The organism is Lactobacillus sp. WILCCON 0058 (assembly GCF_057198005.1).
The window spans coordinates 2,171,407-2,197,576 of sequence record NZ_JBUBHM010000001.1 but is presented as its reverse complement, the minus strand read 5'-3'; the positions used below and the strand labels follow the sequence as shown (position 1 = coordinate 2,197,576).

The window sequence follows — 26,170 nt, the reverse complement described above, 5'->3', positions numbered from 1 at the left end:
TTTTTGACCTTCAAGCAAAAATAATCCATAATTGTTAAGATAGTTTGTGTAACATTTTTTTGCGCAAGATTGCTTTTTGCGTTACATTTAAGGGTGTGAAACACAGTTTCACAGGTGAAAGAATGAATCCTGAACTTTTTGCAGAAACATTGTCAAAATCTAATTTTAAGTTGTCTCCTGTCCAAGAGCAACAATTTAAAACATATTTTAAGGAATTGGTCCGGGTCAACGAACATGTCAACCTTACCCGGATCACGGACGAAGACGAGGTCTACCTCAAGCACTTCTACGACAGCGTGACCCCGCTTTTGCTCTGGCCAGAGGTCTTTAGCGAAGGGGCCAAGCTCTGCGATGTCGGGGCCGGGGCCGGCTTTCCGTCACTGCCGATCAAGATTCTCCGCCCGGACCTGGAAGTCACCATCGTTGACTCTTTAGGCAAGCGGCTGAACTTCTTGTCCGACTTGCTGGAGAAACTTGGCATCGAAGGCGTGAACTTGGTGCACGGCCGAGCCGAAGATGTAGGGCAGAACCCGGACTACCGGGAAAAGTTTGACCTGGTAACCGCCCGGGCCGTGGCCAGAATGAGCGTTTTAAGCGAATACTGCCTACCCCTGGCCAAAGTCGGCGGCAAGTTCCTGGCTTTAAAGGGCCCGCGGGCTGACGAAGAGCTGGAAGACGCCAAGAATGCCCTGAAGAAACTGGGCGGCGAAGCTGTCTTCAGCCGGGTCTTCACCTTGCCGGGCAGCGATGAAGAAAGGACCCTCGTCCTGATTGACAAGGTCAAGGCAACTCCGGGCAAGTACCCGCGCCAGGCAGGCACGCCGAACCGGAAACCCTTGTAGTTTTTTGGAGGTTCCCAAATGGCTTTTGGTTTTTTCCATCGAAATGAAATTCCCCAAAACAAGCAGGTCCAGGACCTGCCTTTAGCGGAAATCCATCCGAACCGCTACCAGCCAAGAAGGACTTTTAGCGACGATTCCATCCAGCAATTGGCCCAGACCTTGCAAGAAGAAGGGCTCTTGCAGCCGATCATTGTCCGCCAGGACCAGGGCGGCTACGAAATCATCGCCGGCGAGCGCCGCTTCCGGGCGGCTAAGAGCCTGGGCTGGGAAAAGATCCCGGCCATCGTGAACAATCTCGATGACCAGCAGACCGCTTCTTTGGCCTTGATTGAAAACCTGCAAAGGGAAAACCTGAACCCAATCGATGAGGCCCAGGCTTATGAGCAATTGATGGAGCTCAACGACTTGACCCAGACCCAGCTGGCCCAGGACATAGGCAAGTCCCAGTCTTACGTGGCCAATAAGCTCCGCCTGCTCAAGCTGGCCGAACCCGTGCAAGAACTTTTGGCCAAAGGCGACCTTAGCGCCCGCCACGGCCGGGCCATCTTGGGCTTAAGCGAGGAAGACCAGGTGAAATTGGCCAAGGAGGTCACCGAGCAGGGCCTCAGCGTGAAAGAGACGGAAGAGCGGGCGGTTAAGCTGGCCAATCCTAAGCCGGTTGTTAAAAAGAAGCCGGTGGTCCGCTATGATCGGGACATGCAGCTGCAGATCAACACGATCAAGCAGGCGGTCAAACTGGCCAAGGAATCCGGCGTGAAAGTCAAAATCACCGAGGCCAAGAGCCCGGATGAATACCAGATCACCATTGTGATGAAGAATCAGAGAAAGAAAAAGGAGGACTAGCATGGGCAGCGTCATTGCAGTCGCCAACCAGAAGGGCGGCGTTGGCAAAACCACGACGACCATCAATTTGGCCGCCTCCATTGCTAAGAGAGGCTACAAGGTATTGATTGTCGACATTGACCCGCAGGGCAATGCCACCTCAGGCTTGGGGATTGAGAAGTCAACCATCGAGTACGACATCTATAATGTCTTAATCGATGAAATCCCGATTGCCTCAGCCATCAAGCCGACCAGCAGCAAGAAGCTGGACATCGTGCCGGCCACGATCAATCTGGCCGGGGCGGAAACCGAGCTGATCAGCATGATGGCCCGGGAAACCCGCTTGAAGGGGGCCATTGAAGACTTGGGCGACAAGTATGACTTCGTCTTTATCGACTGTCCTCCTTCTTTGGGGCAATTGTCCATCAACGCCTTTACGGCCAGCCAGTCGATTTTGATTCCGGTCCAAAGCGAATACTACGCTATGGAAGGGCTGAGCCAGCTGCTCAACACCATCCGCTTAGTCCAGAAGCACTTCAACAAGGACCTGGGCGTGGAAGGGGTCCTTTTGACCATGCTGGATGCCCGGACCAACCTGGGGGCTGACGTGGTCCAGCAGGTCAAGGAATATTTCGGCGACCGGGTCTACAAGACGATCATCCCGCGCATTACCAAGCTGGCCGAAGCGCCAAGCTATGGGGAGGCAATCACGGAATACGCGCCAAGTTCGCGCGGGGCCAAGGTTTATGATGACTTAGCAAAAGAGGTGCTGAAGGCTCATGGCAAGAGACTCAAGAAATAAGAAACAGGAAAAGAAGAAGGGCGGCCTGGGCCGGGGCTTGGGGGCGCTTTTTGAAGAAGAGCCCCAGGCAAAGCCGGCCGAGGAAATCGAAGACCTGCCTCTGGCAGAAGTCCGGCCCAACCCTTACCAGCCGCGGAAGAACTTCGACGAAAAGAAGCTGGCCGAACTGGCCGAATCCATCAAGGAAAACGGGGTTCTGCAGCCGATCATCGTCCGCCGGTCAGTCGGCGGCTACGAAATCATCGCCGGTGAGCGCCGCTGCCGGGCTTCCGAATTAGCCGGCCAGGCTACCATCCCGGCCATCATCCGCCAGTTTGACGAAAGCCAGATGATGGAAGTGGCCATCCTGGAAAATCTGCAGCGGGAAGACCTGACTCCTTTGGAAGAAGCCCAGGCTTATGAAATGCTGCAAAAGAACCTGGGCCTGACCCAGGAAGAGGTTTCCAAGAAGATGGGCAAGTCCCGTCCTTACATCACCAACTACCTCCGCCTGCTTACCCTGCCGCAGAAGACCAAGGGCCTTTTGCAAAGAGGGGAATTGTCCATGGGCCAGGCCAGAACCCTCCTGGGCTTGAAGGACAAGGACAGAATCGATGAACTGGCCAAGCGGGTGGTCAAGGAAGGGATGCCGGTCCGCAAGGTTGAGGCGCTGGTGGCCAAGATGAACGAGCGCGGGCAGAAGCAGAAGAAAAAGAATGCTGGCAAGTCGGCCTTTGTCCGGGCCAGCGAAAGCCAATTGGCGGCCAAGTTCGGCTCGCCGGTAAGCATTACTGAAAACAAGACGGGGAAGGGGCACTTGTCAATTGACTTTGCTTCCCCGGATGAATTGAACCGGATTCTGGATTTGTTAGGTGTGAATCTCGATGACTAAAAATTTTACTTTTGACTTGGCGGACACGGTTGAAATGAAGAAGCCCCACGCTTGCCAGACCAACAACTGGGAGGTCCTGCGCCTGGGCGCCGACATCCGCCTCAAATGCATGGGCTGCGGGCATGTGGTCATGATGCCGCGGGCTGACTTCAACAAGAAGGTCAAGAAGCTCTTAGCCAAGAGCAATGATCCCGTCAACCTGAAGAGCGATTTTTACGTGCCAAAGGAAGACATCGCCCGGCCAAATTTCGGCTAGGCATTGACTAATCTGGCCAAAAGGCCAAGAATTAAACACGCAAGCAAGAAAAAACAAGAAAGAGGAATTACAAAATATGGCTTTAACTGCTGGTATCGTCGGTTTGCCAAACGTCGGCAAGTCAACTCTGTTTAACGCAATTACCAAGGCGGGCGCGGAAATGGCCAACTACCCATTCGCGACTATTGAACCAAACGTGGGGATGGTTGAAGTGCCGGACAAGCGCCTGGCCAGAATCCAGGAACTGATCCCGGCCAAGAAGGTCGTCCACACGACTTTTGAATTCACCGACATCGCCGGCTTGGTCAAGGGGGCTTCCAAGGGTGAAGGCCTGGGCAACAAGTTCCTGGAAAACATCCGCCAAACCGACGCCATCGTGCACGTGGTCCGGGCTTTTGACGATGAAAACATCACTTCCGTCTCCGGCAAGGTTGACCCGGAAGAAGACATCGACACCATCAACCTGGAACTGATCTACGCTGACCTGGACTCAGTTGACCGCCGGATCGGCAAGGTGCAGAAGATGGCCCAGCAAAAGGACAAGGAAGCCATGGCTGAATACAATGTCCTGCAAAAGATCAAGCCAGTTCTGGAAGCCGGCGACCCGGTCCGGTCCATCAAGTTCAATGACGACGAAGCCAAGATCGTCAAGGGCCTCTTCCTCTTGACTTCCAAGCCAGTCATTTACGTGGCCAACATCGCTGAAGAATCCATGGCTGATCCGGAAAGCGACAAGTACTACCAAATCGTCAAGGCCCACGCCGACAAGGAAGGCGCTGGCTGCCTGGGCATCTCCGCGGCCATCGAAGAAGAAATCGCCGGCCTGGACGATGAAGAAAAGGCAGAAATGCTGGCAGCTGAAGGGGTGGAAGAATCCGGTTTGGACCGTTTGATCCGGGCTGCCTACCACCTGCTGGGTCTTAGAACCTTCTTTACGGCCGGGGGCAAGGAAACCCGGGCCTGGACCTTCCACCAGGGCATGAAGGCGCCGCAAGTCGCCGGGGTCATCCACTCCGACTTTGAACGGGGCTTCATCCGGGCCGAAGTCGTTTCCTTCGAAGACCTGGACAAGTACGAAAGCATGCAGAAGATCAAGGAAGCTGGCAGAGTCCGCCTGGAAGGCAAGGACTACGAAGTCCAGGACGGCGACATCATCGAATTCAGATTTAACGTATAAGACAGGAGACAGAAGTGAGCGAAGAAAAGCAAGTTAAGAACGCTTCTCAAGCCAAGCTGCAAAAGCAGGGGCAGGCAGAAGCCAAGACGGAAAGCATCAAGCAGGAGAACCCGGAAGAACTCCGGGGGAAATTGTCCAACAAGAACAAGGACTACATCTACCGCTTGAAGAAGGAACTGGTTGCCGGGGGCTTGAGCGAAGGCGACGCTGACGGCAAGATCGACAGCCTTTTGCCGGAAATCTACGACGCCCAGATCAAGGGGCAGCCGGCCAACGTTTTGTTTGGCGCGGCGCCAAAGCTGAAGGCCAGCCAGATCCTGCACCCGGTCGTTAAGCCGGAAAAGGTGCCAGACAAGCTGGTTGCCCTGGACGGTGCCCTCTTCTACACGGCTATGCTGACGGTTTTGTTTGGGGTCTTGCAATTGTTCACGGACAACAGCAAGTCCACATCCTCTGGTTCCGGGATCGTGACCTTGATCGTGATGGGTCTGGCCATGGGCTGGTACTTCACCAAATACAACTCCTGGATGCAGCCTGACCCGAAGACCGGCAAGCCGGCCTGGGGCAAGGTGATCTGGGGCCTTCTGGGGTCACTTTTGATCATCATGCTGATCGTCTTTGTCCTCTCAATTCCGGCCTTGTCCGTCATCAACCCGGTTCTGCCAGGCTGGGCTGACATCCTGGTGGCCGCTGTTGCTTACGGGATCCGCTGGCTGCTTCGCCGCCACTACGGGATTGAAGGGACCTCTCTCAGCCCGGATAAGCTGACCATGAAGAAAAAGTAAATCAATAGCGTGCTTTTTATTCTCAATGGGTGTAAAATAAATAGCTGATAATTAAAGAACAAATAGATGCTGAGCATCTATTTGTTTTTGTTTGACGATTTTTTATAAAAAGCAATGAAAAAGGAGGTCATCAATGCTTAAGACTTTATTGAAGTCCGTCCGCCAGTACAAAAAAGAGACGCTCTTGTCTCCTTTGTGCGTTATTGGCGAGGTCTTCATTGAAATGTATATCCCGTATATCATGGGACTCTTGATTGACAACGGGATCAACAAGGGTGACATGGACTATGTGCGCAAGATGGGTTTGTTTACCATCCTGCTGACCCTGGTCTCCCTGGTTCTGGGGGCCAGTGCCAGCTACTTTTCAGCCCACGCGGCAGCCGGCTTTACCGCCAACCTCCGCCAGGACATGTTCTACCACATGCAGGACTTCTCATTTGAAAACATTGACAAGTTCTCCAGCGCCAGTCTGGTGACCCGGCTGACGACCGACACCAACAACATCCAGCAGGCTTACCAGATGAGCATCAGAATGGCCGTCCGGGCACCGTTTATGATGATCATTTCGCTTGTCATGGCAGCGACGATCAGCTGGAAATTGACCCTGGTCTTCCTTGTGGCCGTTCCTGTTTTGGCTTTTGCCATGATCTTGATCATCAAGAATGCCCGGCCGTACTTCCCGAGAATCTTCCGGGCTTATGATGAACTGAACCGGAAGGTCCGGGAAAACATCCGCGGGGTCCGGGAAGTCAAGACCTACGTCCATGAAGAAGAGCAGATTGAGAACTTTGAAAAGTCCACTAGCAAGATCTACAAGCTCTTCAGCCGGGCCATGTTCATCATGGCCTTCAACGGCCCGGTCATGACTTTAATGATCGATGCCGTCATGCTGGCCCTGTCCTGGTTTGGGGCAAAACTGATCGTGGGCCACGAACTGGCAACTGGCCAGCTGGTTTCCATGTTCTCTTACACCATGTCCATCTTGATGTCTTTGATGATCCTGTCCATGATCTTCACCCAGCTGATGATGGCCCAGTCAAGCGGGCACCGGGTAGCTGACGTTTTGACGGCTAAGCCGACCATCGTCAACCCGGCCAAGTCGCCTTTGACCAGCGTTACCAACGGGGAAATCGTTTTTGACCACGTTGACTTCAAGTACGACAAGGAAGACGCCCACTACGCCTTAAAGGACATCGACCTGCGGATCAAGTCCGGGGAAACCCTGGGGATCATCGGGGAAACCGGATCCTCCAAGTCAACCTTGATCTCCATGATTCCCCGTCTTTACGACGTGACCGGCGGGGCAGTCAGAGTCGGCGGCCACAACGTGCGCTCTTACGACCTCAAGACTTTGCGTGACAACGTGGCGGTCGTTTTGCAAAAGAACGTCCTTTTCTCCGGCACTATCAAGGACAACCTCAAGTGGGGCAATGAAAACGCCAGTGACGAGGAAATCGTCCAAGCAGCCAAGATTGCCCACGCTGACGGCTTTATCCGGGAAATGCCAGATGGCTACGACACCATGGTCGAACAAGGCGGCAACAACGTTTCCGGGGGGCAAAAGCAGCGGATCACCATTGCCCGGGCTCTTTTGAAGAAGCCAAAGATCTTGATCTTGGATGACTCTACCAGTGCCGTTGACACTAAGACCGAGCGGGAAATCCGGGAAGCCTTGAAGCGGGACCTGCCGGAAACGACCAAGATCATCATTTCCCAGCGGATCGTGTCCATCAAGGATGCTGACCGGATCGTGGTCATGAACTACGGGCAGATCGAAGACGTCGGAACTCACGATGAATTGATCAAGCGCAACGACTTGTACTCATCCATCGCCAAGTTCCAGGAAGAAAACAGCAAGTAGGTGATAATCGATGACTAAAAAACAAGCTCAGCAACCATCACAAATGCAGACCTTGAACCGCCTGCTGAAGTACGTCTACCGGGTTAGTCCGGCATCTTTGATCATTTCCCTGGTCTCCGTGATCATCAGCGCGGCAGCTTCTGTCGTCGGCTCCTTGTTCATTGAACAGGTTATCGACCGCTATATTACGCCCATGCTTAAGCAAAAGAGCCCGGACTTCGGCCCTCTGGCTCATGCAGTTTTGCTCATGGCCGGCATTTACGCCATCGGGCTGGTGGCCAACTACCTTTTCACCTTGCTGATGATGGTTTTGTCCCAGCAGGTGCAAAAGCAGATCAGAAATGAAATGTTTAGCCACATGCAGCGGCTGCCGATCGCCTTTTTCGACCAAAACGAATACGGCGACATCATGTCCCGCTACACCAACGACATCGACACCTTGATGCAGATGATTTCTCAAGCCCTGCCGATGTTCGCCAACTCGGTCTTTTCCGTGGTCTTTGTTTTGGCGGGGATGTTCTACCTCAGCTGGCAATTGACCCTGGTTTCTTTGGCAGTGGTCCTCCTGTCTTTGGGAGTTGTCCGCTACCTGACCAAGAAGTCCAGCTACTACTTTGACCAGCAGCAAAAGACTGTGGGGCTGGTCAACGGCTACAACGAAGAAATGCTCAACGGCTTAAAGGTCATCAAGGTCTTCTCCCATGAGCCAGAAGCCAAGGCGGACTTTGACAAATACAACGAACAGCTGCGGGTTGCCTCAGGCAAGGCCAACACCTATGCTACCATCTTGTTCCCGATCATGGGCAACATCGGCAACCTGCTCTACGTTTTGATTGCCTTGATCGGCGGGGCGGCTATCTTAGCCGGCAATATTCCGCTGACCTTGGGGGCACTGGCTTCCTTCATGCAGCTGTCCAAGGCCTTCATCATGCCAATCGCACAGATTTCCCAGCAGCTGAACGCTATCGTTTTAGCCATTGCCGGGGCCCGGCGGATTTTCCAGGTTCTGGATGAAAAAGTTGAAGTCGACGATGGCCAGGTCACTATTGAAGAAAAGCCAGGCGTCAAGAATGCCTGGCAGTGGAAGGTCCCAACTGAAAACGGCTTTAAGTACGTCCCAGTCAAGGGGCACATCGTCTTTGACCACGTCAACTTCGGCTACGTGCCAGGCAAGCAGATCCTGCATGACATCTCCCTTGATGCCAAGCCAGGCATGAAGGTGGCCTTGGTCGGGGAAACCGGGGCCGGGAAGACCACCATCTCCAGCATGATCAACCGCTTCTATGAAATCAATTCCGGCACGATCACTTACGACGGCATCGATATCATGGATATCAAAAAAGATGACCTCCGCAAGTCCGTCTCCATCGTTTTGCAGGAAACCCACATGTTTACCGGCAACGTTATGGAAAACATCCGCTTCGGCCGGCCTGACGCCTCGGATGACGACGTCTACCAGGCAGCCCGCCTGGCCCGGGCCGACGAATTCATTCATGACCTGGATGACGGCTATGAAACGGTCATTGACGGGGGCGGCGGCGACCTTTCCCAAGGGCAGCTGCAGCTGCTCTCCATTGCCCGGGCCATGATCGCTGACAAGCCGGTCATGATCCTGGACGAAGCCACCAGTTCCATCGACACCCGGACTGAGCGCCTGGTGCAAGCCGGGATGGACAACCTTTTGGCTGGCCGGACCAGCTTTGTTATCGCCCACCGTTTGTCCACCATCGTCAACTCCGACTTGATCATGGTGCTGGACCACGGCCGGGTCCTGGAAGCCGGCAACCACGACCAGCTTCTGGCCAAGCAGGGCTACTACTACGAGCTCTACACCGGCAAAAAAGAAATCCAATAAGGGCGAATCTTATTTTTTGCTAAAATCCAAGTTTGAGCGTACGTCAAAGTACGCTCTTTTTGGTATATTGGTTAAAATAAAGGTTACAATATAGGTTAGATAAGTTTGGAATAGAAGAGGTTTAGCAGATGAAAATTCTCGTTGTCGACGATGACCACGAAATCGTGGAACTCTTAAGCATTTATTTGAAGAATGAAGGCTATGAGCCAATTGCCGCATATAATGGCAAGGAAGCCCTGACCAAGCTCTCGACCACGCCGGATATTGCCTTGATGATTCTGGATGTGATGATGCCGAACATGTCAGGGATCGATGTGGTCAAGGAAGTCCGCAAAGATTCCGATATTCCGATCATCATCGTCAGCGCCAAGACCGGCGACATGGACAAGATCCAGGGGCTCATCACCGGGGCTGATGACTACGTGTCCAAGCCGTTCAATCCCCTGGAAGTAATGGCCCGGGTCCGGTCCCTTTTGCGCCGCAGCCAGAAGCAGGTCAAGGAAGAAGAACCTGACGTTCTGGAAGTTGGTCCCTTGATCATCAACAAGGACTCCCATGAGGTCAAGACGGTCGAAGGCAAGGAAATTCAGCTGACGGCCCTGGAATTCGGCATTCTCTACCTTTTGGCCAGCCACCCCAACCGGGTCTTCTCAGCTGATGAGATCTTCGAGCGGGTCTGGCAGCAAGAGTCCATCGTTAGCGCCAAGACGGTCATGGTTCATGTTTCCCACTTGCGGGACAAGATCCAGAAGGCCACCGATGGCGAGGAAGTCATCAAGACTGTATGGGGTGTAGGTTACAAGGTTGAAGCCTAAGCAAGATAAAAAAGAACAGCAAGTCGTCCAGGGCAAGCGGCCCCGGGTCAAGCTGACCGCGGCTGAAAAGAGCGAGCTTTTCGCGGAAGGCGTGGTGACAATCATCATCATGCTGCTCTTGAACATGTCCGTCATCATCCTTTACCATTTGGCGGTCCTGCAGGACAAGAGCTTGGTCAACGGCATCTATTTTTTGAAAAGAACAATGACGATCGGGCCAGGCTACCATATCTGGTCCTGGGAAAGAATCGGGATCATCATGATGGGAATCGCCGACGTCGTCGTCTTATACTGGCGCTTGATCCGCCGCTACCACCAGATGCAGTTGCGGCACATCATTTCTGAATTGCACTATATCGCCAACGGTCACTTTGACCACCGGATTTCCTTTAGCGTCAATACTGACATGCAGAAGGTGATCGACTCCATCAACTCCCTGGTTGACTCAACTGTGGGGGCGATCAATGAAGAAAAGGCGATCGAACAGTCAAAAGACGAATTGATCACCAATGTTTCCCACGACATCCGGACTCCTTTAACCAGCATCATCGGCTACCTGGGCCTGCTTAAGAACGGGGCAGTGACCAGCCAGGAGGACATGCTCAAGTACATCAATATCGCCTATGACAAGGCTGAGCAGATGAAGTCCCTGGCCAATGACCTTTTTGAGTACACCACCTTGAAGTCGACAAAGACCAAGCTGAACGTGACCCCAATCAATATCAAGGGCATGATGGAGCAGGTGGCGGCCGGCTTTGAACTGGAAGCTGAAAAGAAGGGCATTGCCTTTAACGTTAAAGCCCGGCCGGACGACTTGATCGTCAACGCCGACGTGGAAAAGCTGGTCCGGGTCTACAACAACTTGATCTCCAATGCCTTGAAGTACGCGGCTGGGGCCAGCCGGATCAACCTGGTGGCCAACCTGATCAACCATGAGCAGGTTGAGCTGCGGGTGGAGAACAACGGGGAACCGATTCCCAAGGATAAATTGAAGAAGATTTTTGACCGCTTCTACCGGGTGGAAAGCTCGCGCAACACCAAGACCGGCGGTACGGGCTTAGGCCTGTCCATCGTCCAGGGGGTCGTTGAATTGCACGGGGGAACGATCCGCTGTGAATCAAACAAGGATTGGACCAGTTTTATCATTCTCTTGCCCCGGGATCCCCAGGCCAATAACTTCGCTCATAGACCTGTGGTATAATTTGAACTGAATCTTAATTGACAGTGAGGAGTAAAAATGAGCATCTCATTAAACACCTGTATTTTAATCTTGAAAGAACACCACCTGCTCAAGTCCAGTGCCGTCCAGGACACTGTCCAGAGCCGGATGGAGGCTGTTTCTTATGACTCACGCGACGTCCAGAACAACAGCCTCTTCTTCTGCAAGGGGGCGGGCTTTCGGCCAACCTACCTGACCATGGCCAAGGAAAACGGGGCAATTGCCTACGTGGCTGAGCAGCCATACCCGGAAGGCACGGGGATGCATGCCTTGATCGTCCGCAACGTGTCCAAGGCGATGGCTCTTTTGTCAGCTGCCTTCTACCGCTTCCCGCAAGACGACCTCTTCCTGGTCGGCTTTACCGGGACCAAGGGCAAGACCACTTCCGCCTACTTCTTAAAGGGGATGCTGGACCAGCTCAACGGCGGCCGGACCGCTCTTTTGTCCTCAGTCAACAACATCCTCGGGCCAGCTCCGGAAGACACCTTTAAGTCCAGCTTGACCACGCCGGAATCACTGGACTTGTTCAGAGACATGCGGCGGGCAGTGGACAACGGCATGACCCACATGGTTATGGAAGTGTCATCCCAAGCCTACAAGAAGAGCCGGGTCTTTGGCCTGACTTACGACCTGGGCTTCTTCTTGAACATCAGCCCGGACCATATCGGGGTCAACGAGCACCCGGACTTTGAGGACTACCTTCACTGCAAGCTGCAGCTTTTGGTCAACTCCCGCAAGTGCATCATCAACGCGGAAACTGACCGCTTCGCCGATGTCTACGCGGCAGCAACGACCACGACCAACCCGGACAGCATCTACCTGTTTGCCCGGGACGGCTTTGAAAACCCGGATCTGAAGAAGCCGATCGACTTCCGCTACAAGTCTGTGGAAACTGACCTGGCTGAAACCAAGTTCACCTTGACCACAGCTTCAAGCAAGGCCCGCAAGCTGCCGATCTCTGGTGAATACACCCTGCAGATGATCGGGGACTTCAACGAAACCAACGCTACCGGTGCTATCATCGGGGCTGGTTTAGCCGGGATGAGCTACGAAGACTGCGCTAAAGGTATCCGGCACGTGACCATCCCAGGCCGGATGGAAACCGTCACTACCCAAAAGCACGGTTTGATCGTGGTGGACTATGCCCACAACAAGGCCTCCATGCTGGCTTTGATGCGCTTCATGCGCCGGGAATTCACCAACCCGCGGGTCATCGTCGTTGTCGGCGCGCCTGGGGACAAGGGGATTTCCCGCCGGCTGGGCTTCAGCGAAAGCTTGACGGCTGAAGCTGACAAGGCCTACCTAACTACGGACGACCCTGGCTTTGAAAGTGCCCAGGACATCTGTGAGGAAATCGATGCCGGGATCGACCACTCCAAGTGTGAAACGGTTATCGAACTGGACCGGGAAAAGGCCATCAAGGAAGCTATTTCCGAAGCTGGCCCAGACGACGTGGTCCTGCTCTGCGGCAAGGGGGCTGACGCCTTCCAGAAGGTCCGCGGGGTAGACACCCCATATGCCGGCGACATTGTTATCGCCCGGCAGGTGGTCCAGGAATTAGAAAAGTAAGGATTGATATTATTTGAAGCATTTCTTCAGCATTATCGGCGGGATGGGGACCATCGCGACCGAAAGCTATGTCCGCTTGATCAACCACCGGGTCAAGATCAGCAAGGACCAGGACTACTTGAACTACATCCTGGTCAACGATGCCCAGGTGCCAGACCGGACGGCCTACATCAAGGACCACAGCCAGCCGAATTTTTTCAATGCGCTTAAAGAAGATGTTTTAGGCCAGGCCAAGCTGGGGCCGGACTTCATGGTCATGCCCTGCAACACGGCCCACTACTTTTACGACGACCTGGCGGCCTTGACCGACATTCCCTTCCTGCACATGATGCGGATTGCCGTGCACAAGTATGCTGACCAGTACCCGGACAGCCCGAAGATCGGCTTGATCGCGACTGAAGGGTCAATTTACGACCACCTTTATGAAGACGAGATCCACCGGATCGGCCGGGAAGTCGAATTCGGCGGTCCCGAGATCCAGCCGATGGTGACGGAACTGATCTACCGGGACATCAAGGAGAAGGGGATCGTCGACAAGGAGCTCTACCATGAGATCCTCCGCAAGATGCACGACGACTATGGCTGCGACGTGATCCTGCTGGGCTGCACGGAACTTTCCTTAGCCCAGGAGCAGGCGCCGGACCACCCTTACCAGGTGATCGACCCCCAGTCGATCATCGCTGACGTGACGATCGAACTGGCTCTGGCGATCAGAAACGGGCAAGATCCCCGCCAGGCCTGCCAGAAATATCTATATGATTAAATAAAAGACCAGGAAGCCCTGGTCTTTTTTGCTTGGCTTTTTTGTGTTCAGTCAAAAACAGTCAAATTTTTAGAAAAAGCGCTCATTTTTGACGGAAAATGATTGCTTTTGACCGAGAAAGCCTTTACAATATATATCGAGGTGAGATAAAGATGCTGACGGAAGAACGGCAACAAATGATTGCCCATTATGTAGACGAACATCAGATTTGCCGCGTAACGGAACTTTGCCGCTTGACCTCGACATCTGAGTCGACGATCAGACGCGATCTGAGTGAAATGGAAGACCGGGGCCTGCTTAAACGGGTCCATGGCGGAGCGCAGAGCCTGCAGGCCTTTGGCCAGGACGTGGCTCAGCAGATCCGCTTCAATCTGAACAAGGAAGACAAGCTGGCCATTGCCAGGCTGGCCGCCAAGAAGGTGCACCCGCACGACTATCTCTTTTTGGACGCGGGGACGACCATTTATGAAATGGTTCCCTTCTTAAAAGAGATCAGCGGCCTGCATGTGGTGACCAACGGGCTGGAAACAGCCCTGGCCCTGACTGACGCGGGAATTGACTGCTGCCTTTTAGGCGGGCACGTCAAGCGTCAGACCCACGCGGCCATTGGCGCGACCACTGTCTCCCGCCTGCAGGAACTGAACTTCAACGCGGCTTTCATCGGTGCCAACGCCTTGAGCCCGGCCGGCTTTTTGACCACGCCGGACACTGAGGAAGCTGCCGTGAAGAGGACAGCTATCCAGCAAAGTCAGCAGGCTTTCGTTTTAATCGACCGCAGCAAATTTAACGCGGTAACTTTTGCCGAATTCGCCAAGACCGACCAGGTGACCATTATCAGCCGTCTGGAAGCAGGCGACCGGGAGAAATTGCCAGTAAATATTCAACTTGAGGAGGCTGAATAATGATTTACACCGTGACTGTCAACCCAGCTTTGGACTATGTTCTGCAACTGCCAGAAGTCAAGGACGGGGAGACCAACCGGTCAAGCGACACCCAGTTCCTGGCTGGGGGCAAGGGGATCAACGTTTCCCAGATTCTTAACCAATTAGGCGTGGACAACACCGCCTGGGGCTTTGTCGGCGGCTTTACCGGCGAAGAACTGATCCGCCAATTGAACGTCAAGAAGATCAACAGCGACTTCGTAAGAATCAGCGACGACACCCGGGTGAACGTTAAGATCCACGCCCAGGTGGAAACTGAAATCAACGCGGCTGGTCCGAACATTACCGACCAGGAAGTCGCAGCCTTCAAGTCCCGCCTGGACGACCTGGAAGCAGGTGATGTCGTTGTTTTGAGCGGCAGCCTGGCACCAAGCCTGCCAACTGACTTCTACGAAAGCCTTTTGCCTTTGATTCGGGAAAAGGGAGCGGAATTCGTTGTTGACACGACTGGTGAAGCTTTGCTTCGGACTTTGAAGTTCAACCCATTGGTCATCAAGCCAAACCACCACGAACTGGCTGACCTCTTTGACACTAGCTTCTCATCAACTGCCGACATGCTGGAAGCAGCCAAGAAGCTGCAGAAGATGGGTGCCCAAAACGTCATGATCTCCATGGCTGGCGAAGGTGCTTACCTGGTAACTGCTGACCACGTCTACCACGCTAACGCGGCCAAGGGTACGGCGGTCAACTCCGTTGGTGCCGGGGACTCCATGATTGCCGGTTTCGTCGGCACTTGGTTTGAAAAGCACGACGCTGCTGAAGGCCTCCGGGTCGGCAGTGCCTGCGGCGGGGCTACGGCCTTCACTGAAGACATCGCGGTCAAGAGCCAAATCGACGCCGTTTTGCCGCAAATCAAGATCGACGTCGTTGAATAAAGCGATAAAAAAGTAATCGAGTAATTTTTAAGTAACTGAGGGAAAAAAGATGCGGATTAAAGATATTTTGAGCCCAGAGTCCATGATTATGGACTTAAAGGCCACCACCAAGGACGACGCCATCAATGAAATGGCCGACTTGGAAGTAGCTACGGGCATCGTCAACAACAAGGAAAAGTTCGTTGAATCCATCTGGGCCCGGGAAAAGGAATCTACTACCGGGATCGGTGGCGGGATTGCCATGCCTCACGCCAGAAACGAATACATCAACAAGGCTCGGGTGCTTTTTGCCAAGAGCGAAAAGGGCGTGGACTTCGACTCATTAGACCAGCAGCCAGTCCACCTCTTCTTCATGATCACTGCCCCAGCTGGTGCTGACAACACCCACTTGCAAGCCCTGGCTAAGCTGAGCAGCCTTTTGATCAACCCTGACCTGGTTGAAAAGCTGAAGGTAGCCAAGACTCCTGACGAAGTTATCGACCTCTTCAGCCAGGCAGAAGCTGACAAGGACAAGGAAGACGCTGAACGTGAAGCCAAGCTGGCCGCTAAGAAGGAAGCAGAAGCCAAGAAGGCTGAAAGTGAAGACGAAAAGCCATTGATCGTTGGCGTTACTGCCTGCATCAACGGGATCGCCCACACTTACATGGCTGAAGAAGCCTTGATCAAGGCCGGTGAAAAGCGCGGCGTTGAAGTCCGGATTGAAACCAACGGTTCAGAAGGCGTTAAGCACGAACTGACTGCTGACGAAATCAAGCGGGCTAAGGGTGTTATCATTGCTTCCGACAAGCAGGTCAAGATGGCCCGCTTTGACGGCAAGGAACTGGTTAAGCACCCAGTTGTTGACGGGATCAATAAGCCGGACCAACTGGTTGACGACATCCTGTCCGGCAAGGGCAGCGTTTACCACGCTGAAGCCGGTGAAGCAAACGAAAGCACTTCAGCAAGCAACGGCGGCGTATGGTCAACCATCTACCGGCACTTGATGAGCGGGATTTCCCACATGCTTCCGTTCGTTATCGGCGGTGGTATCTTGATGGCCATCTCCTTCCTGGTCGAACAATACATGGGTGGTGCCAAGAGCCCGGCCTTCATCTTCTTGAACAGTGCTGGTAACCTGGCCTTTGCCTTCATGGTTCCAGTTCTGGCCGGCTACATCGCTGAATCAATCGGTGACCTGCCAGCCTTGATGCCAGGTTTCGTCGGTGGCTTCATGGCCTCAATCACCAACTCATCCTTGGGTGGCTCTTACGCTGTTAACGTTAACGCCAAGGCCGCTTCACCAGCCGGCTTTTTGGGCGGGATTGCCATCGGTTTCATCGCCGGTTACTTGATCCTGGGCCTCAAGAAGCTCTTCGCTAAGCTGCCAAAGAGCGTTGAAGGTATGAAGCCAATGCTTCTCTACCCAATCTTCGGCCTGCTCCTGGTTGCCTTGATTATGTACTACATCGTCAACCCAATTTTCGGTGCCTTGAACGCGGTTATTACCAACTTCTTGAACGGCATGGGCACTGGCAACCTGGTTCTCTTGACCACTGTCTTGGCCGGCATGATGAGTATCGACATGGGTGGTCCTTTCAACAAGGCTGCTTACGTCTTCGCTTCAGGTGCCTTTGCCAACGACCCGACTTCCAAGACTTCAGCTATCTTGATGGCTGCTGTTATGGTCGGTGGTATGGTAGCCCCATTCGCGACCGCGATCGCTACTACTTTCTTTAAGGACAAGTTTACTGAAGACGAACGCCGGGCCGGCGTTTCCAACTGGATCCTGGGCTTCTCCTTCATCACTGAAGGGGCCATCCCATTCGCCAGTGCTGACCCGCTGCACGTTATCGTTTCATCAATCATCGGCAGTGCTGTCGGTGGGGCCCTGGTAGGTCTGTGGCATGTCGGCGTGCCTGCACCTCACGGTGGTTTCTGGGTTATCGCTCTGTCAACCAACTGGCTTGGCTACCTGGGCGCCGTAGCTATCGGCTCAATCGTTGCTGCTTTGATCTTGGGCTTCTGGAAGAAACCAATTGACCAAAAGAACTAATTTTCTCAAAAAAAGAACTCGGATTTTTCCGAGTTCTTTTCTACTCTAAGTCAAGTGTTATCAACGATTTTAGGCAATTTTATTTTGAAATAAGGGCCTAATCGGGAAATGGCTCCTGGAGAATCAAGTCAAATATCTGATTTAGGGCATGGTAAATACAGCCACCTTCTGTAATTTCGAAAAAGAGGCTGTTATAATATCTATTGGATCAATTTTTATGACAAAAGTCTTTGGTTATGTTTGGCTACGTCATAGCTATACAATTGATCATTCTTAATTAAAGCGAAGATCGTCCGTAATAATTTATGGATCGATGCGATAGCGGCCTTCTTGTGACTTGCAGTCTCAGAAGACCGTTTTCGTTTTATTTTAGGTAAAAATCGCTTCTTTCGTGTAATAGTCAGTAGAGAGACTAAGCAAAGGAGCGATCTTATGGAACGAATGTGGACAAATTGGTACCTGGCCAGTGAAGAAGTTGAAAATGACGCCGTCGTGCAATCGGCCCAGGCAGCTGAGCAGCTGATCAATCCGGACTATGACCACAGCCGGCAGCTATCTGATCAGAATTTGGCTGGGGTGCGCGAGCTGAACGGCTTGCTGGTCAGCTATAACCAGCTGGGGGCTGACCAGGCAGCGACTTTGACGCAAGAGCAGTTGGTGAATGCGGAAAATCTATTAGCGGGCGCGGCGGGTGAGTGGCTAGTCGATCAGGCGGTCAAGTCCGTCGCGGCGGCAGTTTTTCATAATGTGATTCTGCCCTGCAAATATGATAGAAATCGGCCAGTTGGCGACAACCAAATTGATAATTTGGTGATTACCAGTACCGGCATTTATTGTATTGAAGTCAAGGTGCGCAAAATTGCGGGGAAGCTTTTCGACTTTAACCGGCTGGGCCGGGGCATTTATGATCAGATTAGCTACCACAAGGAGGCGCTGGCACAAGTCCTGCAGCCAATGGGGATCAGTCCCAATTTTATTAAGACGATTGTGGTGGTGATCAACCGGCTGGGGAATGATGACTTCAAGCTGAAGAACCAGGAGGATCTGCAGCGGGCTGGTTCGCAGGTGGTCAAGCTGTCGGTCTTGAACCTGTTTTTGAGCAATGACGGGTTCGCCTTGCTGAATCAGCAGCAGATCCAGGCAATTGAGCAGGCGATTCAAAGCCAGCGCCTGCCTGATCGGCGGACCTATCCAGCCAATGTCCGTTTTAAGTTGACGCAGGCGCATCTGGATAAAGCCAGACAGATCAGCCAGGCTGTCAGGCTTGGAATTCCGCTTGCGCAGAACGTGACGTATCATGGGCGGTTAAATGATTATCCGCTCACAGGCTTGACCGGAAAGCAGCAGAATATGTTGTGGCTGATCGTGGGCCGGCTTTATGGTTTCGGGTGCGGCACGCTCCAGCTGACCCGAAGTGAGTTGCGGACTGGGGCTGGCTATGGTGGGCGTGATTTTTTGCGGCTGGATCAGCAGTTAAGCGAATTGGCTGAGTTCATGCAACAGAGCAAGCTTTTTCAAAAGGCTAAGTATGAAGACAAGAAATTGACGGTCAGCGTTAGCAAGAAGTACTCGTTCCTGTTTAACGGCTGCACGAAGGACTTCACCTGCTGGAATTATCAATTGCTGCGCCGAATCAGCCTGAACAACGCCAAGACTTTGTTCCGCAAGCTGCTGCAAGCTTCAGCAGCCGGCTGCTACCAGGTGTCCTTTGAGCAGATGCGGGAAATTCTGGCGGTGCCGGATAGCTATTCGAATTATGAGGTAATGAGGAATAAGATTAAGCCCGCTGTACTTCAACTGGTGCCATTTTTTGGCAATTTGAGCTACGAAGTGGTCAAGAGCGGCAAAGCGAATAAAATTGTTGGGATAACTTTCACTTTTGATAAGTTTTCGCCGGAGGAACTGTTGACCTTAAGAGAATGGCACAAATATTCAACCAATATTTCTGCTAATTCGCATTTATCTCTAACCGAGCAAGTGAAAGCTGAGGAAATTTTAGAAAAGAATTTCGGAGATTGTTTGAAGTAGGTGTTCTATTTTTTTAGGTTCATGTGGCTCAGTAAAAACTGGGGTTAAAATTATTGAAAAAGGTCGTGGCTCAGTAAAAAGCGGGGCTAAAATTATTGAAAAAGGTCGTGGTTCAGTAAAAAGCGGGGCTAAAATTATTGAAAAAGGCCGTGGTTCAGTAAAAAGCGGGGTTAAAATTATTGAAAAAGGCCGTGGTACAGTAAAAAGCGGGGCTAAAATTATTGAAAAAGGCCGTGGTTCAGTAAAAAGCGGGGCTAAAATTATTGGAAAAGGTCGTGGCCCAGTAAAAAGCGGGGCTAAAATTTTTGAAAAAGGCTGTGGCTCAGTAAAAAGCGGGGCTCGAAGCGATGAACTATCCCCGTTTTTACCGCAGCCACGTCCAAATTACACAAAACTATCCCCGTTTTTACCGCAGCCACGTCCAAATCCCGCAAAACTATCCCCATTTTTACCGTAGCCAGGGCCAAATTTCGCAAAACTATCCCCGTTTTTACCGCAGCCACGTCCAAATCCCGCAAAACTATCCCCATTTTTACCGTAGCCAGGGCCAAATTTCGCAAAACTATCCCCGTTTTTACCGTAGCCACATCCAAATTTCGCAAAACTGTCCCCGCTTTTACCGTAGCCAGGGCCAAATCCCGCAAAACTATCCCCGCTTTTACCGTAGCCAGGGCCAAATCCCGCAAACTCATCCCCGCTTTTACCGTAGCCAGGGCCAAATCCCGCAAACTCATCCCCGCTTTTACCGCAGCCACAGCCAAACTCCCGCACCGCCCCCCGTGAGCCCGCAATTTTGCAAGGAGGACGAAATTTTGGTATTCTATAACGTTAAAGATCTTTTAGCGAAAAAGCAGTTAGAAAGGAAGAAAAAATGATTAAATTGCTTGCAACTGACATGGACGGAACTTGGCTGACTTCCAAGAAAACCTACGACCTGGACAAGTTCGCGCAAATCATGGACCTGGCCAGGGAAAAGGGGGTCAAGTTCGTCATCGCCAGCGGCAACCAGTATGAAAACCTGGTGACCCGTTTTCCGAAAGAATACCTCAGCCAGCTCTACTTCGTGGCTGAAAACGGGGCTTATGTCCTCAAAGGCCGGGAAATCCTCAACATCGTGGACTTAAACAGCGATGAACTGGCTACGATCCGCCAGATCAAGGAAAAGTACGGCCAGGACCACCCGACTGTCTTGGCCGGGGTGAATAGTGCCTACACCTTGAAGAGTTATGGGGAAGAATTTTGCAACTACCTCCACCTTTTTTACCAGGAACTGAAAGTGGTGGATGACTACGAAAGCGTCAAGGACCGGATCTTCAAGTTTACTGTGGCGACCGAGGAAGGGGAGTCATCAGCCTTTGCCCAGCAGCTCAAGCGGGAATTCCCAAACCTGGACATGGTGGCCGGCAGCGACTCAGCCGTTGACATCAGCAAGCTGGGCATGAACAAGGCGGTGGGTCTCAAGCTTTTGGGCCAGCGCTACAATATCCCGGCTGACGAAATGGTCGCTTTCGGCGACGGGGGCAACGACGTGGCCATGCTGCAATATGTAGGCCAGAGCTACGCGACAGCTACTGCTTTGCCGGAAGCCAAGCGGGCGGCTAACGGGATCATCGGCTCAAGCGATGAAAGTGCCGTCCAGGATAAGATGCTGGACTTGCTGAAGAAGCAATAGAGAAACTAGAGGTAAGTAAATGAGTAAAGCTTTGCAGGTCGTGGACTTGAGCATGAAGTTCGACGACCAGGAGATTTTTAAAAAGCTTAATTTCAGCCTGGAGACCGGGTCCATGACGGCTCTGTTAGGCCCTAACGGGGCCGGGAAGACCACCCTGGTCAGGATACTGATGGGGATGCTGAGCCCGACCCATGGCTATTTTGAGCTGGCTGACGACGTGAAGGTGGGCTATGTGCCCCAGTTCCGCAATATCGACCCGGACTATCCCTTGTCGATCAAGTCTTTTATCGAGCTGAACACGCCTTTTTGGAAGAGCCAGAAGGTTAAGGACCAGGTCAACCATATTTTGCAGGAGACCCACTTAAAGGGCCTGGCGAATACCAGAATGGGGGAGGCTTCCGGCGGGCAGAAGCAGCGGGCCTACCTGGCCCAGGCTCTCTTGGACCAGCCAAACTTCATTATTTTGGATGAAGCCACGGCCAGCCTGGACCCCAAGGCCAAGGAAGAGTTGATGAACTTGATCGCCCACCTCAACCATGAGCACAAGATGACGGTCCTGTTCGTCACCCACGATATTCCTTTGGCCAAGCGCTATATGAAGGACTATCTTTACTTAAGCGACGGGACGGTCAGCCAGGGGAAGATGGAAGATTTTAAGGAGAGTTTCAACTGATGTTTGCCTACGAATTCATGCGCAATGCCTTTTGGGCGGCCACCTTCATCGCGATTACCTGCGGGGTGGTGGGCGTCTATGTCGTGGCCCGCAATTTCAGTTTTCTGGCCCACACCCTGTCGGAAATCGGCTTCGCCGGGGCAGCTTTTGCCGTCTTGATGGGACTGAAGCCTTTGACGGGGATGCTGATTTTTGCCCTCCTGGGCTCGATCGGGGTCGGGGAGTTGTCCATGCAGACTGAGCAGAAGGAGTCGTCGATTTCCGCGATTTCAGCCTTCTTTATCGGCCTTGGGATCCTCTTTTTGTCCCTGTCCAGCTCGGCCAGCAGCTATGCGACCAACATTTTGTTTGGGTCAATTATCGGGGTGTCCAGATCCAGCGTCTACCAGCTGGTTGGCCTGTCAGTGGTTGTCTTGCTGATCATTTTTGTCATCCAGAAGCCCCTAAACTATGACTCCTTTGACCATATCGGGGCAGCGGCTCACCATATCAATACGGGCTTTGTCGGGGTGGTCTTCCTGGTGGCTCTGGCCATGGCGGTTTCAATCGGATCCCAGGTGGTCGGGTCCATGCTGGTCTTTGTCCTTTTGACCATGCCATCCTCAACGGCCCGCTATTTGGGCAAGTCGATTCCCAGCATGTTGGCCTGGTCGGTCGGCCTGGCCCTTTTGGGGGTCTGGGCCGGGCTGTGCTTGGGCTACGTCACCAACTGGCCAGTGACCTTTTTCATTTCATTAATTGAGGTAACGGCTTATCTGCTGGTTTACTTCACCCACGCCAGAAAGAAGCGGGCATAAGCAAATATAGAATTTAAGGAGCTTTTTGGCTCCTTTTTCTTTTGGCTAAAATTGTTTTTTTATATGCTATACTTGCCTTGAGAGTATTTTTTGCCAGTTAAGCATACAGGCTTTTTATCAAAGAGGAGGATGTAAAAATGATCTACTGTGCTAAATGCGGCGCCAAAAACCAGGCCGATGCCACTTTCTGCGCCAAATGCGGGGCTAAATTAATTAAGCCAACTCAGCCAGTCCAGCAGGTTCAACCAGTTCAACCAGTTCAACAGGTTCAGCAAGTCCAACCTGTTAAGCCAGCTAAAACAGTCAAAAAGCGGGCCGATCTCAAAAAGGCCAAGAAGTGGAAGAAGCCAATCTTGATCACCGCGGCTGTTTTGTTGGTCCTCTTGGCCGGCTACGGCTTTGGCAAGGCCCACTACGCCAAGGACAAGCAAATCGACGAAATCGTGACCCGGATGAAGGACCCAAAGAAAGACCTGTCTCCTTACGTCAAGACCGACGACAGCAGCTTCCAGCTGACCAAGGAGAGCGTGCAGCCTCTGCAGGAATACTACAAGGCCAACCAGACCAAGGCCAACAACCTGGGCAGCGAGTGGAAGAGGGAAGATGACTTTGACGATATCTTCAAGGACACCGTTTCTTTAGGCGAGGATGGCCACTACTTTTTCCTTTTCCCGAAATACAAGCTCATGGTCAAAACTTATTCGCCAACGGTCGTGACCAACCACAAAAATTCCACGATCAAGATGAACGGGAAAAACGTGGGCAAGCTGTCTGCGTCTGGTGACTACTACCAAAAGAAGCTGGACCCGGTAATCGCCGGCCGCTACACCTTCTCAGTTTCAGCCAACTTGAGTGGGAAGACCATTTCACCTAGCCCGGTTAAGCTGGACCTCTTTAGCAATCACCAAGTCAGCTTGAACATCTTGACTGGTAGCTTCACGGTCAGCAGCGTGCCTAATGGGGAAGTCTACATCAATGACAAGAAGGTAGCCGACCTGGACGACAAGGGCCAGGCCAGCTTCAAGGACTATGAGATTACGTCAGGGATGAGCCTCTACGTGAAAAAGTCCGGCATCGGCCAGTCAGACACGATCCACAACTTTGACCAGTACGTGACGGCCCCAGCCGACCAGGAAAATGCCAATGACGATGACTATGACTTCAGTGATGACAGCGATGACGATAGTCAAAGCGACAACCAAATCAAGGCCGTCAACGGCAGCTGGGTCCTGACTCCATCCTGGCCAGGCTTGGCAAGTACCGAAGACGCTGAAGACCTCCTTCAGAAGATCTGGGACGACAATGACAGCGAAGACTGGGTCAACGGCAGCAGCAATACTGGCTACCTCAGCATCAAGAAGCTGCACGACAACTGGGATGATTCTGACTCAGTCTCTGATTACAATGAAGTCGTCAGCGTCCTGTCCACCAGCCCGGCCGGCAGCGGCAAGACTTATGTCAACTACACGGTAACCCACAACCTCTCTTACACCGGCGACAAGGATGACACCAGCGTGACTGACACTTACCAAAACGGGATTATCAGCCAGGACAGCGACGGTGACTACGTTTTGGAAAAATTAGGCACTCCCAATGCTAAATAGCAAATTTTTTTAAATCTTTTTTCGCGATCAAGCAAGAGAACTTTGTTAACAAGCAAGTTTGTGAAAAAATATATAGAGCCCCGCAATGGCGGGGCTTTTTTGGATCCCTCTTTTAGCAAGCGGAAACATTGTGAAATAAATTCAAGCACGGACGTTGATATATCAAGGCTTTAAATCAATATTCACATGAATTTTTAAGCGCTTTCATGTACAATAATCTTTGTGGAAAATACTTATAGAAGGAGCTACATGAATGTGGGTTAAATTCATTTTTGCCTTGATCCCGATCGTCTGGCTGATCGTCTCTCTGACAGCCTTGAAGATGCCTGCGGCCAAGGCAGCCGTTATTTCTCTTATCCTGGCAATCATTCTGGCCATTACGGCCTTCCAGCTGCCAGTCGTTGATACTTTGACCGGGACTTTGGAAGGGATCCTGGGCGGCCTGTTCCCGATTGTCTACATCATCGTGGCCGCCATGTTCACCTCCAAGGTAACTTTTAAATCCGGCGCCATGCAAAAAATCCAGGACATGCTCTGTGGTCTGACGACCGACAAGCGGGTCCTGGTCCTCTTGATCGCCTGGGGCTTCGGGGGCTTCCTAGAAGCCATCGCCGGCTTCGGGACTGCTGTTGCCATCCCGGCCAGCATCTTGATGACCTTCGGGATCGACCCGATTGAAGCTTCCGTTATCTGCCTGGTGGCTAACACCACGCCAACTGCCTTCGGGGCGGTCGGCCTGCCAGTCATTACCTTGGCCCAGACTGCCGGCCTGGACGTGATGAACACGGCCTTCGTGGTTTCTCTGCAGCTGAGCGTCTTGATCCTGGTCATCCCTTACATCCTGGTCGGCCTGGTTGGCGGGGGCGCCAAGGCCATCAAGGGGGTAGGCTTCATTACCTTCATGTCCGGTCTGGCCTTTGCCTTGCCGCAGATCCTGGTTGCCAAGTACGTTGGGGCGGAACTGCCAGCCATCGCTGGTTCCATCATCTGCATCCTAGTCACGGCCTTTTTAGCCAAAAAGCACAAGGATGCTCCGGAATACGCGGCTTCAACTGAAAAAATCGCCAAGCACTCAGCTGGCGAACTGCTCCAGGCCTGCGCGCCATTCATTCTGGTTTTCGTCTTCGTTTTGGCCGCTTCCTCCCTGTTCCCAGCCGTTAACAGCCTGCTCAACTCCGCGACTGTCAAATTCCAGGTTTACACTGGCAAAAATGCTGGTCAGTTCAGCCTCAACTGGCTGTCTTCACCAGGGACTTTGATCTTGGTTGCCACCTTTATCGGGGCCTTGATCCAGGGCTTGAGCGTTAAGGAAACTTTTGGCATCCTCTGGGACCTGATTAAAGGAATCGGCAAGACGGCGGTAACTATTTCCGCTATCGTGGCCCTGGCTAAGGTCATGGGCTACGCCGGCATGACTAGCGCCATCGCGGTCGTTCTGGTCAAGATCATGGGTCCGGTTTACCCATTGATCGCGCCAATCATTGGTGCTTTAGGTACTTTCGTGACCGGGTCAGACACCAGTTCAAACATCCTTTTCGCCAAATTGCAAGCCTCAGCAGCCCAAAGCCTGGGCGTGAACCAGACTTGGGTCGTGGCCAACAACATGGTCGGGGCCACTGCCGGGAAGATGATTTCCCCGCAGTCCATCACGGTTGCGTCTACGGCTATCGGCCAGGAAGGCAGTGAAGGCACGATTTTGAAGCAGGCCTTCAAGTGGTGCGGGATCTACACCGCCATCATCTGCGTCTTCCTGTACGTGGTCGGCTTGGCCACGGGGCAATTGCACTTTTAATTTTTTAAGCTGATCCTAAAAAGTAAAAGATTGGCCCAAAAGTAAGCGATTAATGCTATGATAAATCTTGTAAGTAAACAGTAATTGATAGTAATTTTTAAATGATTGAGGAGATTTCC

General features: G+C 52.5%; 23 protein-coding genes and 1 pseudogene. 22 read left to right on the top strand and 2 right to left on the bottom strand.

The features are described 5' to 3' along the window. Positions 1–122: 122 nt before the first annotated feature. The 16 genes from rsmG (at position 123) to ACYVUU_RS10135 (ending at position 17,485) form a co-directional block, all read left to right on the top strand. Positions 123–842 carry a 16S rRNA (guanine(527)-N(7))-methyltransferase RsmG gene (gene rsmG, locus ACYVUU_RS10210; RefSeq protein WP_439775600.1) on the top strand — a complete coding sequence of 240 codons (720 nt, stop codon included), beginning with the start codon at positions 123–125 and terminating at the stop codon, positions 840–842. An 18-nt stretch (positions 843–860) separates the two neighbouring features. Continuing rightward, positions 861–1,685, top strand: a complete 825-nt coding sequence (noc, locus tag ACYVUU_RS10205; RefSeq protein ID WP_484500813.1) for a nucleoid occlusion protein — start codon at positions 861–863, stop codon at positions 1,683–1,685. A 1-nt stretch (position 1,686) separates the two neighbouring features. Next, positions 1,687–2,466 (top strand): ParA family protein, encoded by a 780-nt coding sequence (locus tag ACYVUU_RS10200; protein ID WP_003621113.1) that lies wholly within the window; start codon positions 1,687–1,689, stop codon positions 2,464–2,466. Further along, on the top strand, positions 2,444–3,337 hold the full coding sequence (locus tag ACYVUU_RS10195; RefSeq protein ID WP_484500812.1) for a ParB/RepB/Spo0J family partition protein: 894 nt from the start codon (positions 2,444–2,446) through the stop codon (positions 3,335–3,337). The genes ACYVUU_RS10200 and ACYVUU_RS10195 overlap by 23 nt, the downstream gene beginning before the upstream one ends. Further along, positions 3,330–3,593, top strand: coding sequence for a DUF951 domain-containing protein (locus ACYVUU_RS10190; protein WP_484500811.1), 264 nt, complete (start codon positions 3,330–3,332; stop codon positions 3,591–3,593). The genes ACYVUU_RS10195 and ACYVUU_RS10190 overlap by 8 nt, the downstream gene beginning before the upstream one ends. A gap of 76 nt (positions 3,594–3,669) precedes the next feature. Then, complete coding sequence (gene ychF, locus ACYVUU_RS10185) at positions 3,670–4,770, top strand: redox-regulated ATPase YchF (protein WP_439775596.1); 1,101 nt, start codon at positions 3,670–3,672, stop codon at positions 4,768–4,770. A gap of 14 nt (positions 4,771–4,784) precedes the next feature. Then, positions 4,785–5,555 carry a DUF1129 domain-containing protein gene (locus tag ACYVUU_RS10180; protein ID WP_439775595.1) on the top strand — a complete coding sequence of 257 codons (771 nt, stop codon included), beginning with the start codon at positions 4,785–4,787 and terminating at the stop codon, positions 5,553–5,555. Positions 5,556–5,688: 133 nt separating this feature from the next. Then, positions 5,689–7,416 (top strand): ABC transporter ATP-binding protein, encoded by a 1,728-nt coding sequence (locus ACYVUU_RS10175; protein WP_484500810.1) that lies wholly within the window; start codon positions 5,689–5,691, stop codon positions 7,414–7,416. A gap of 10 nt (positions 7,417–7,426) precedes the next feature. After that, positions 7,427–9,271 (top strand): ABC transporter ATP-binding protein, encoded by a 1,845-nt coding sequence (locus tag ACYVUU_RS10170; RefSeq protein WP_484500809.1) that lies wholly within the window; start codon positions 7,427–7,429, stop codon positions 9,269–9,271. 128 nt (positions 9,272–9,399) lie between these two features. Beyond that, the gene (croR, locus tag ACYVUU_RS10165) at positions 9,400–10,086 is read left to right on the top strand and encodes a response regulator transcription factor CroR (RefSeq protein WP_201330739.1); all 687 of its coding nucleotides are present in this window, start codon (positions 9,400–9,402) and stop codon (positions 10,084–10,086) included. Further along, the gene (locus ACYVUU_RS10160) at positions 10,076–11,287 is read left to right on the top strand and encodes a sensor histidine kinase (protein ID WP_439775592.1); all 1,212 of its coding nucleotides are present in this window, start codon (positions 10,076–10,078) and stop codon (positions 11,285–11,287) included. The genes croR and ACYVUU_RS10160 overlap by 11 nt, the downstream gene beginning before the upstream one ends. A 36-nt stretch (positions 11,288–11,323) precedes the next feature. After that, entirely contained in the window at positions 11,324–12,874 is a 1,551-nt protein-coding gene (locus ACYVUU_RS10155) for a UDP-N-acetylmuramoyl-L-alanyl-D-glutamate--2,6-diaminopimelate ligase (RefSeq protein WP_484500808.1), read from the top strand. Between the two features lie 13 nt (positions 12,875–12,887). Next, the gene (locus tag ACYVUU_RS10150) at positions 12,888–13,637 is read left to right on the top strand and encodes an aspartate/glutamate racemase family protein (RefSeq protein ID WP_439775590.1); all 750 of its coding nucleotides are present in this window, start codon (positions 12,888–12,890) and stop codon (positions 13,635–13,637) included. A 152-nt stretch (positions 13,638–13,789) separates the two neighbouring features. Beyond that, the gene (locus ACYVUU_RS10145; RefSeq protein WP_439775589.1) at positions 13,790–14,539 is read left to right on the top strand and encodes a DeoR/GlpR family DNA-binding transcription regulator; all 750 of its coding nucleotides are present in this window, start codon (positions 13,790–13,792) and stop codon (positions 14,537–14,539) included. After that, on the top strand, positions 14,539–15,453 hold the full coding sequence (gene pfkB / locus ACYVUU_RS10140) for a 1-phosphofructokinase (RefSeq protein ID WP_439775588.1): 915 nt from the start codon (positions 14,539–14,541) through the stop codon (positions 15,451–15,453). The genes ACYVUU_RS10145 and pfkB overlap by 1 nt, the downstream gene beginning before the upstream one ends. Before the next feature lie 49 nt (positions 15,454–15,502). Beyond that, a complete protein-coding gene (locus tag ACYVUU_RS10135; protein ID WP_484500807.1) occupies positions 15,503–17,485 on the top strand; it encodes a PTS fructose transporter subunit IIABC in 1,983 nt (660 codons plus the stop codon). Between the two features lie 215 nt (positions 17,486–17,700). On the opposite strand, the pseudogene ACYVUU_RS10130 reads toward ACYVUU_RS10135, so the two are convergent. Further along, positions 17,701–17,850 (bottom strand): annotated as a pseudogene (locus tag ACYVUU_RS10130) (IS110 family transposase); the annotation flags it as partial. Positions 17,851–17,917: 67 nt separating this feature from the next. Between ACYVUU_RS10130 and ACYVUU_RS10125 the strand changes: the two are divergent. Further along, positions 17,918–19,513 (top strand): NERD domain-containing protein, encoded by a 1,596-nt coding sequence (locus ACYVUU_RS10125; RefSeq protein ID WP_484500806.1) that lies wholly within the window; start codon positions 17,918–17,920, stop codon positions 19,511–19,513. A 296-nt stretch (positions 19,514–19,809) separates the two neighbouring features. Here the strand turns inward: ACYVUU_RS10125 and ACYVUU_RS10120 are convergent, their stop codons facing one another. Beyond that, on the bottom strand, positions 19,810–20,268 hold the full coding sequence (locus ACYVUU_RS10120) for a hypothetical protein (RefSeq protein WP_484500805.1): 459 nt from the start codon (positions 20,266–20,268) through the stop codon (positions 19,810–19,812). A 116-nt stretch (positions 20,269–20,384) separates the two neighbouring features. Here ACYVUU_RS10120 and ACYVUU_RS10115 point away from each other — a divergent pair, with 116 nt between their 5' ends. From ACYVUU_RS10115 to ACYVUU_RS10095, 5 genes are all read left to right on the top strand, one after another. Next, on the top strand, positions 20,385–21,185 hold the full coding sequence (locus ACYVUU_RS10115; protein ID WP_484500804.1) for an HAD family hydrolase: 801 nt from the start codon (positions 20,385–20,387) through the stop codon (positions 21,183–21,185). 19 nt (positions 21,186–21,204) lie between these two features. Further along, a complete protein-coding gene (locus ACYVUU_RS10110; RefSeq protein WP_484500803.1) occupies positions 21,205–21,858 on the top strand; it encodes a metal ABC transporter ATP-binding protein in 654 nt (217 codons plus the stop codon). Next, complete coding sequence (locus tag ACYVUU_RS10105; protein ID WP_484500802.1) at positions 21,858–22,655, top strand: metal ABC transporter permease; 798 nt, start codon at positions 21,858–21,860, stop codon at positions 22,653–22,655. Before ACYVUU_RS10110 ends, ACYVUU_RS10105 begins: the two co-directional genes overlap by 1 nt. A 137-nt stretch (positions 22,656–22,792) precedes the next feature. Beyond that, positions 22,793–24,259 (top strand): zinc-ribbon domain-containing protein, encoded by a 1,467-nt coding sequence (locus ACYVUU_RS10100; protein ID WP_484500801.1) that lies wholly within the window; start codon positions 22,793–22,795, stop codon positions 24,257–24,259. Positions 24,260–24,512: 253 nt separating this feature from the next. Next, the gene (locus ACYVUU_RS10095; RefSeq protein ID WP_439774924.1) at positions 24,513–26,051 is read left to right on the top strand and encodes an L-lactate permease; all 1,539 of its coding nucleotides are present in this window, start codon (positions 24,513–24,515) and stop codon (positions 26,049–26,051) included. Positions 26,052–26,170: the final 119 nt, after the last annotated feature.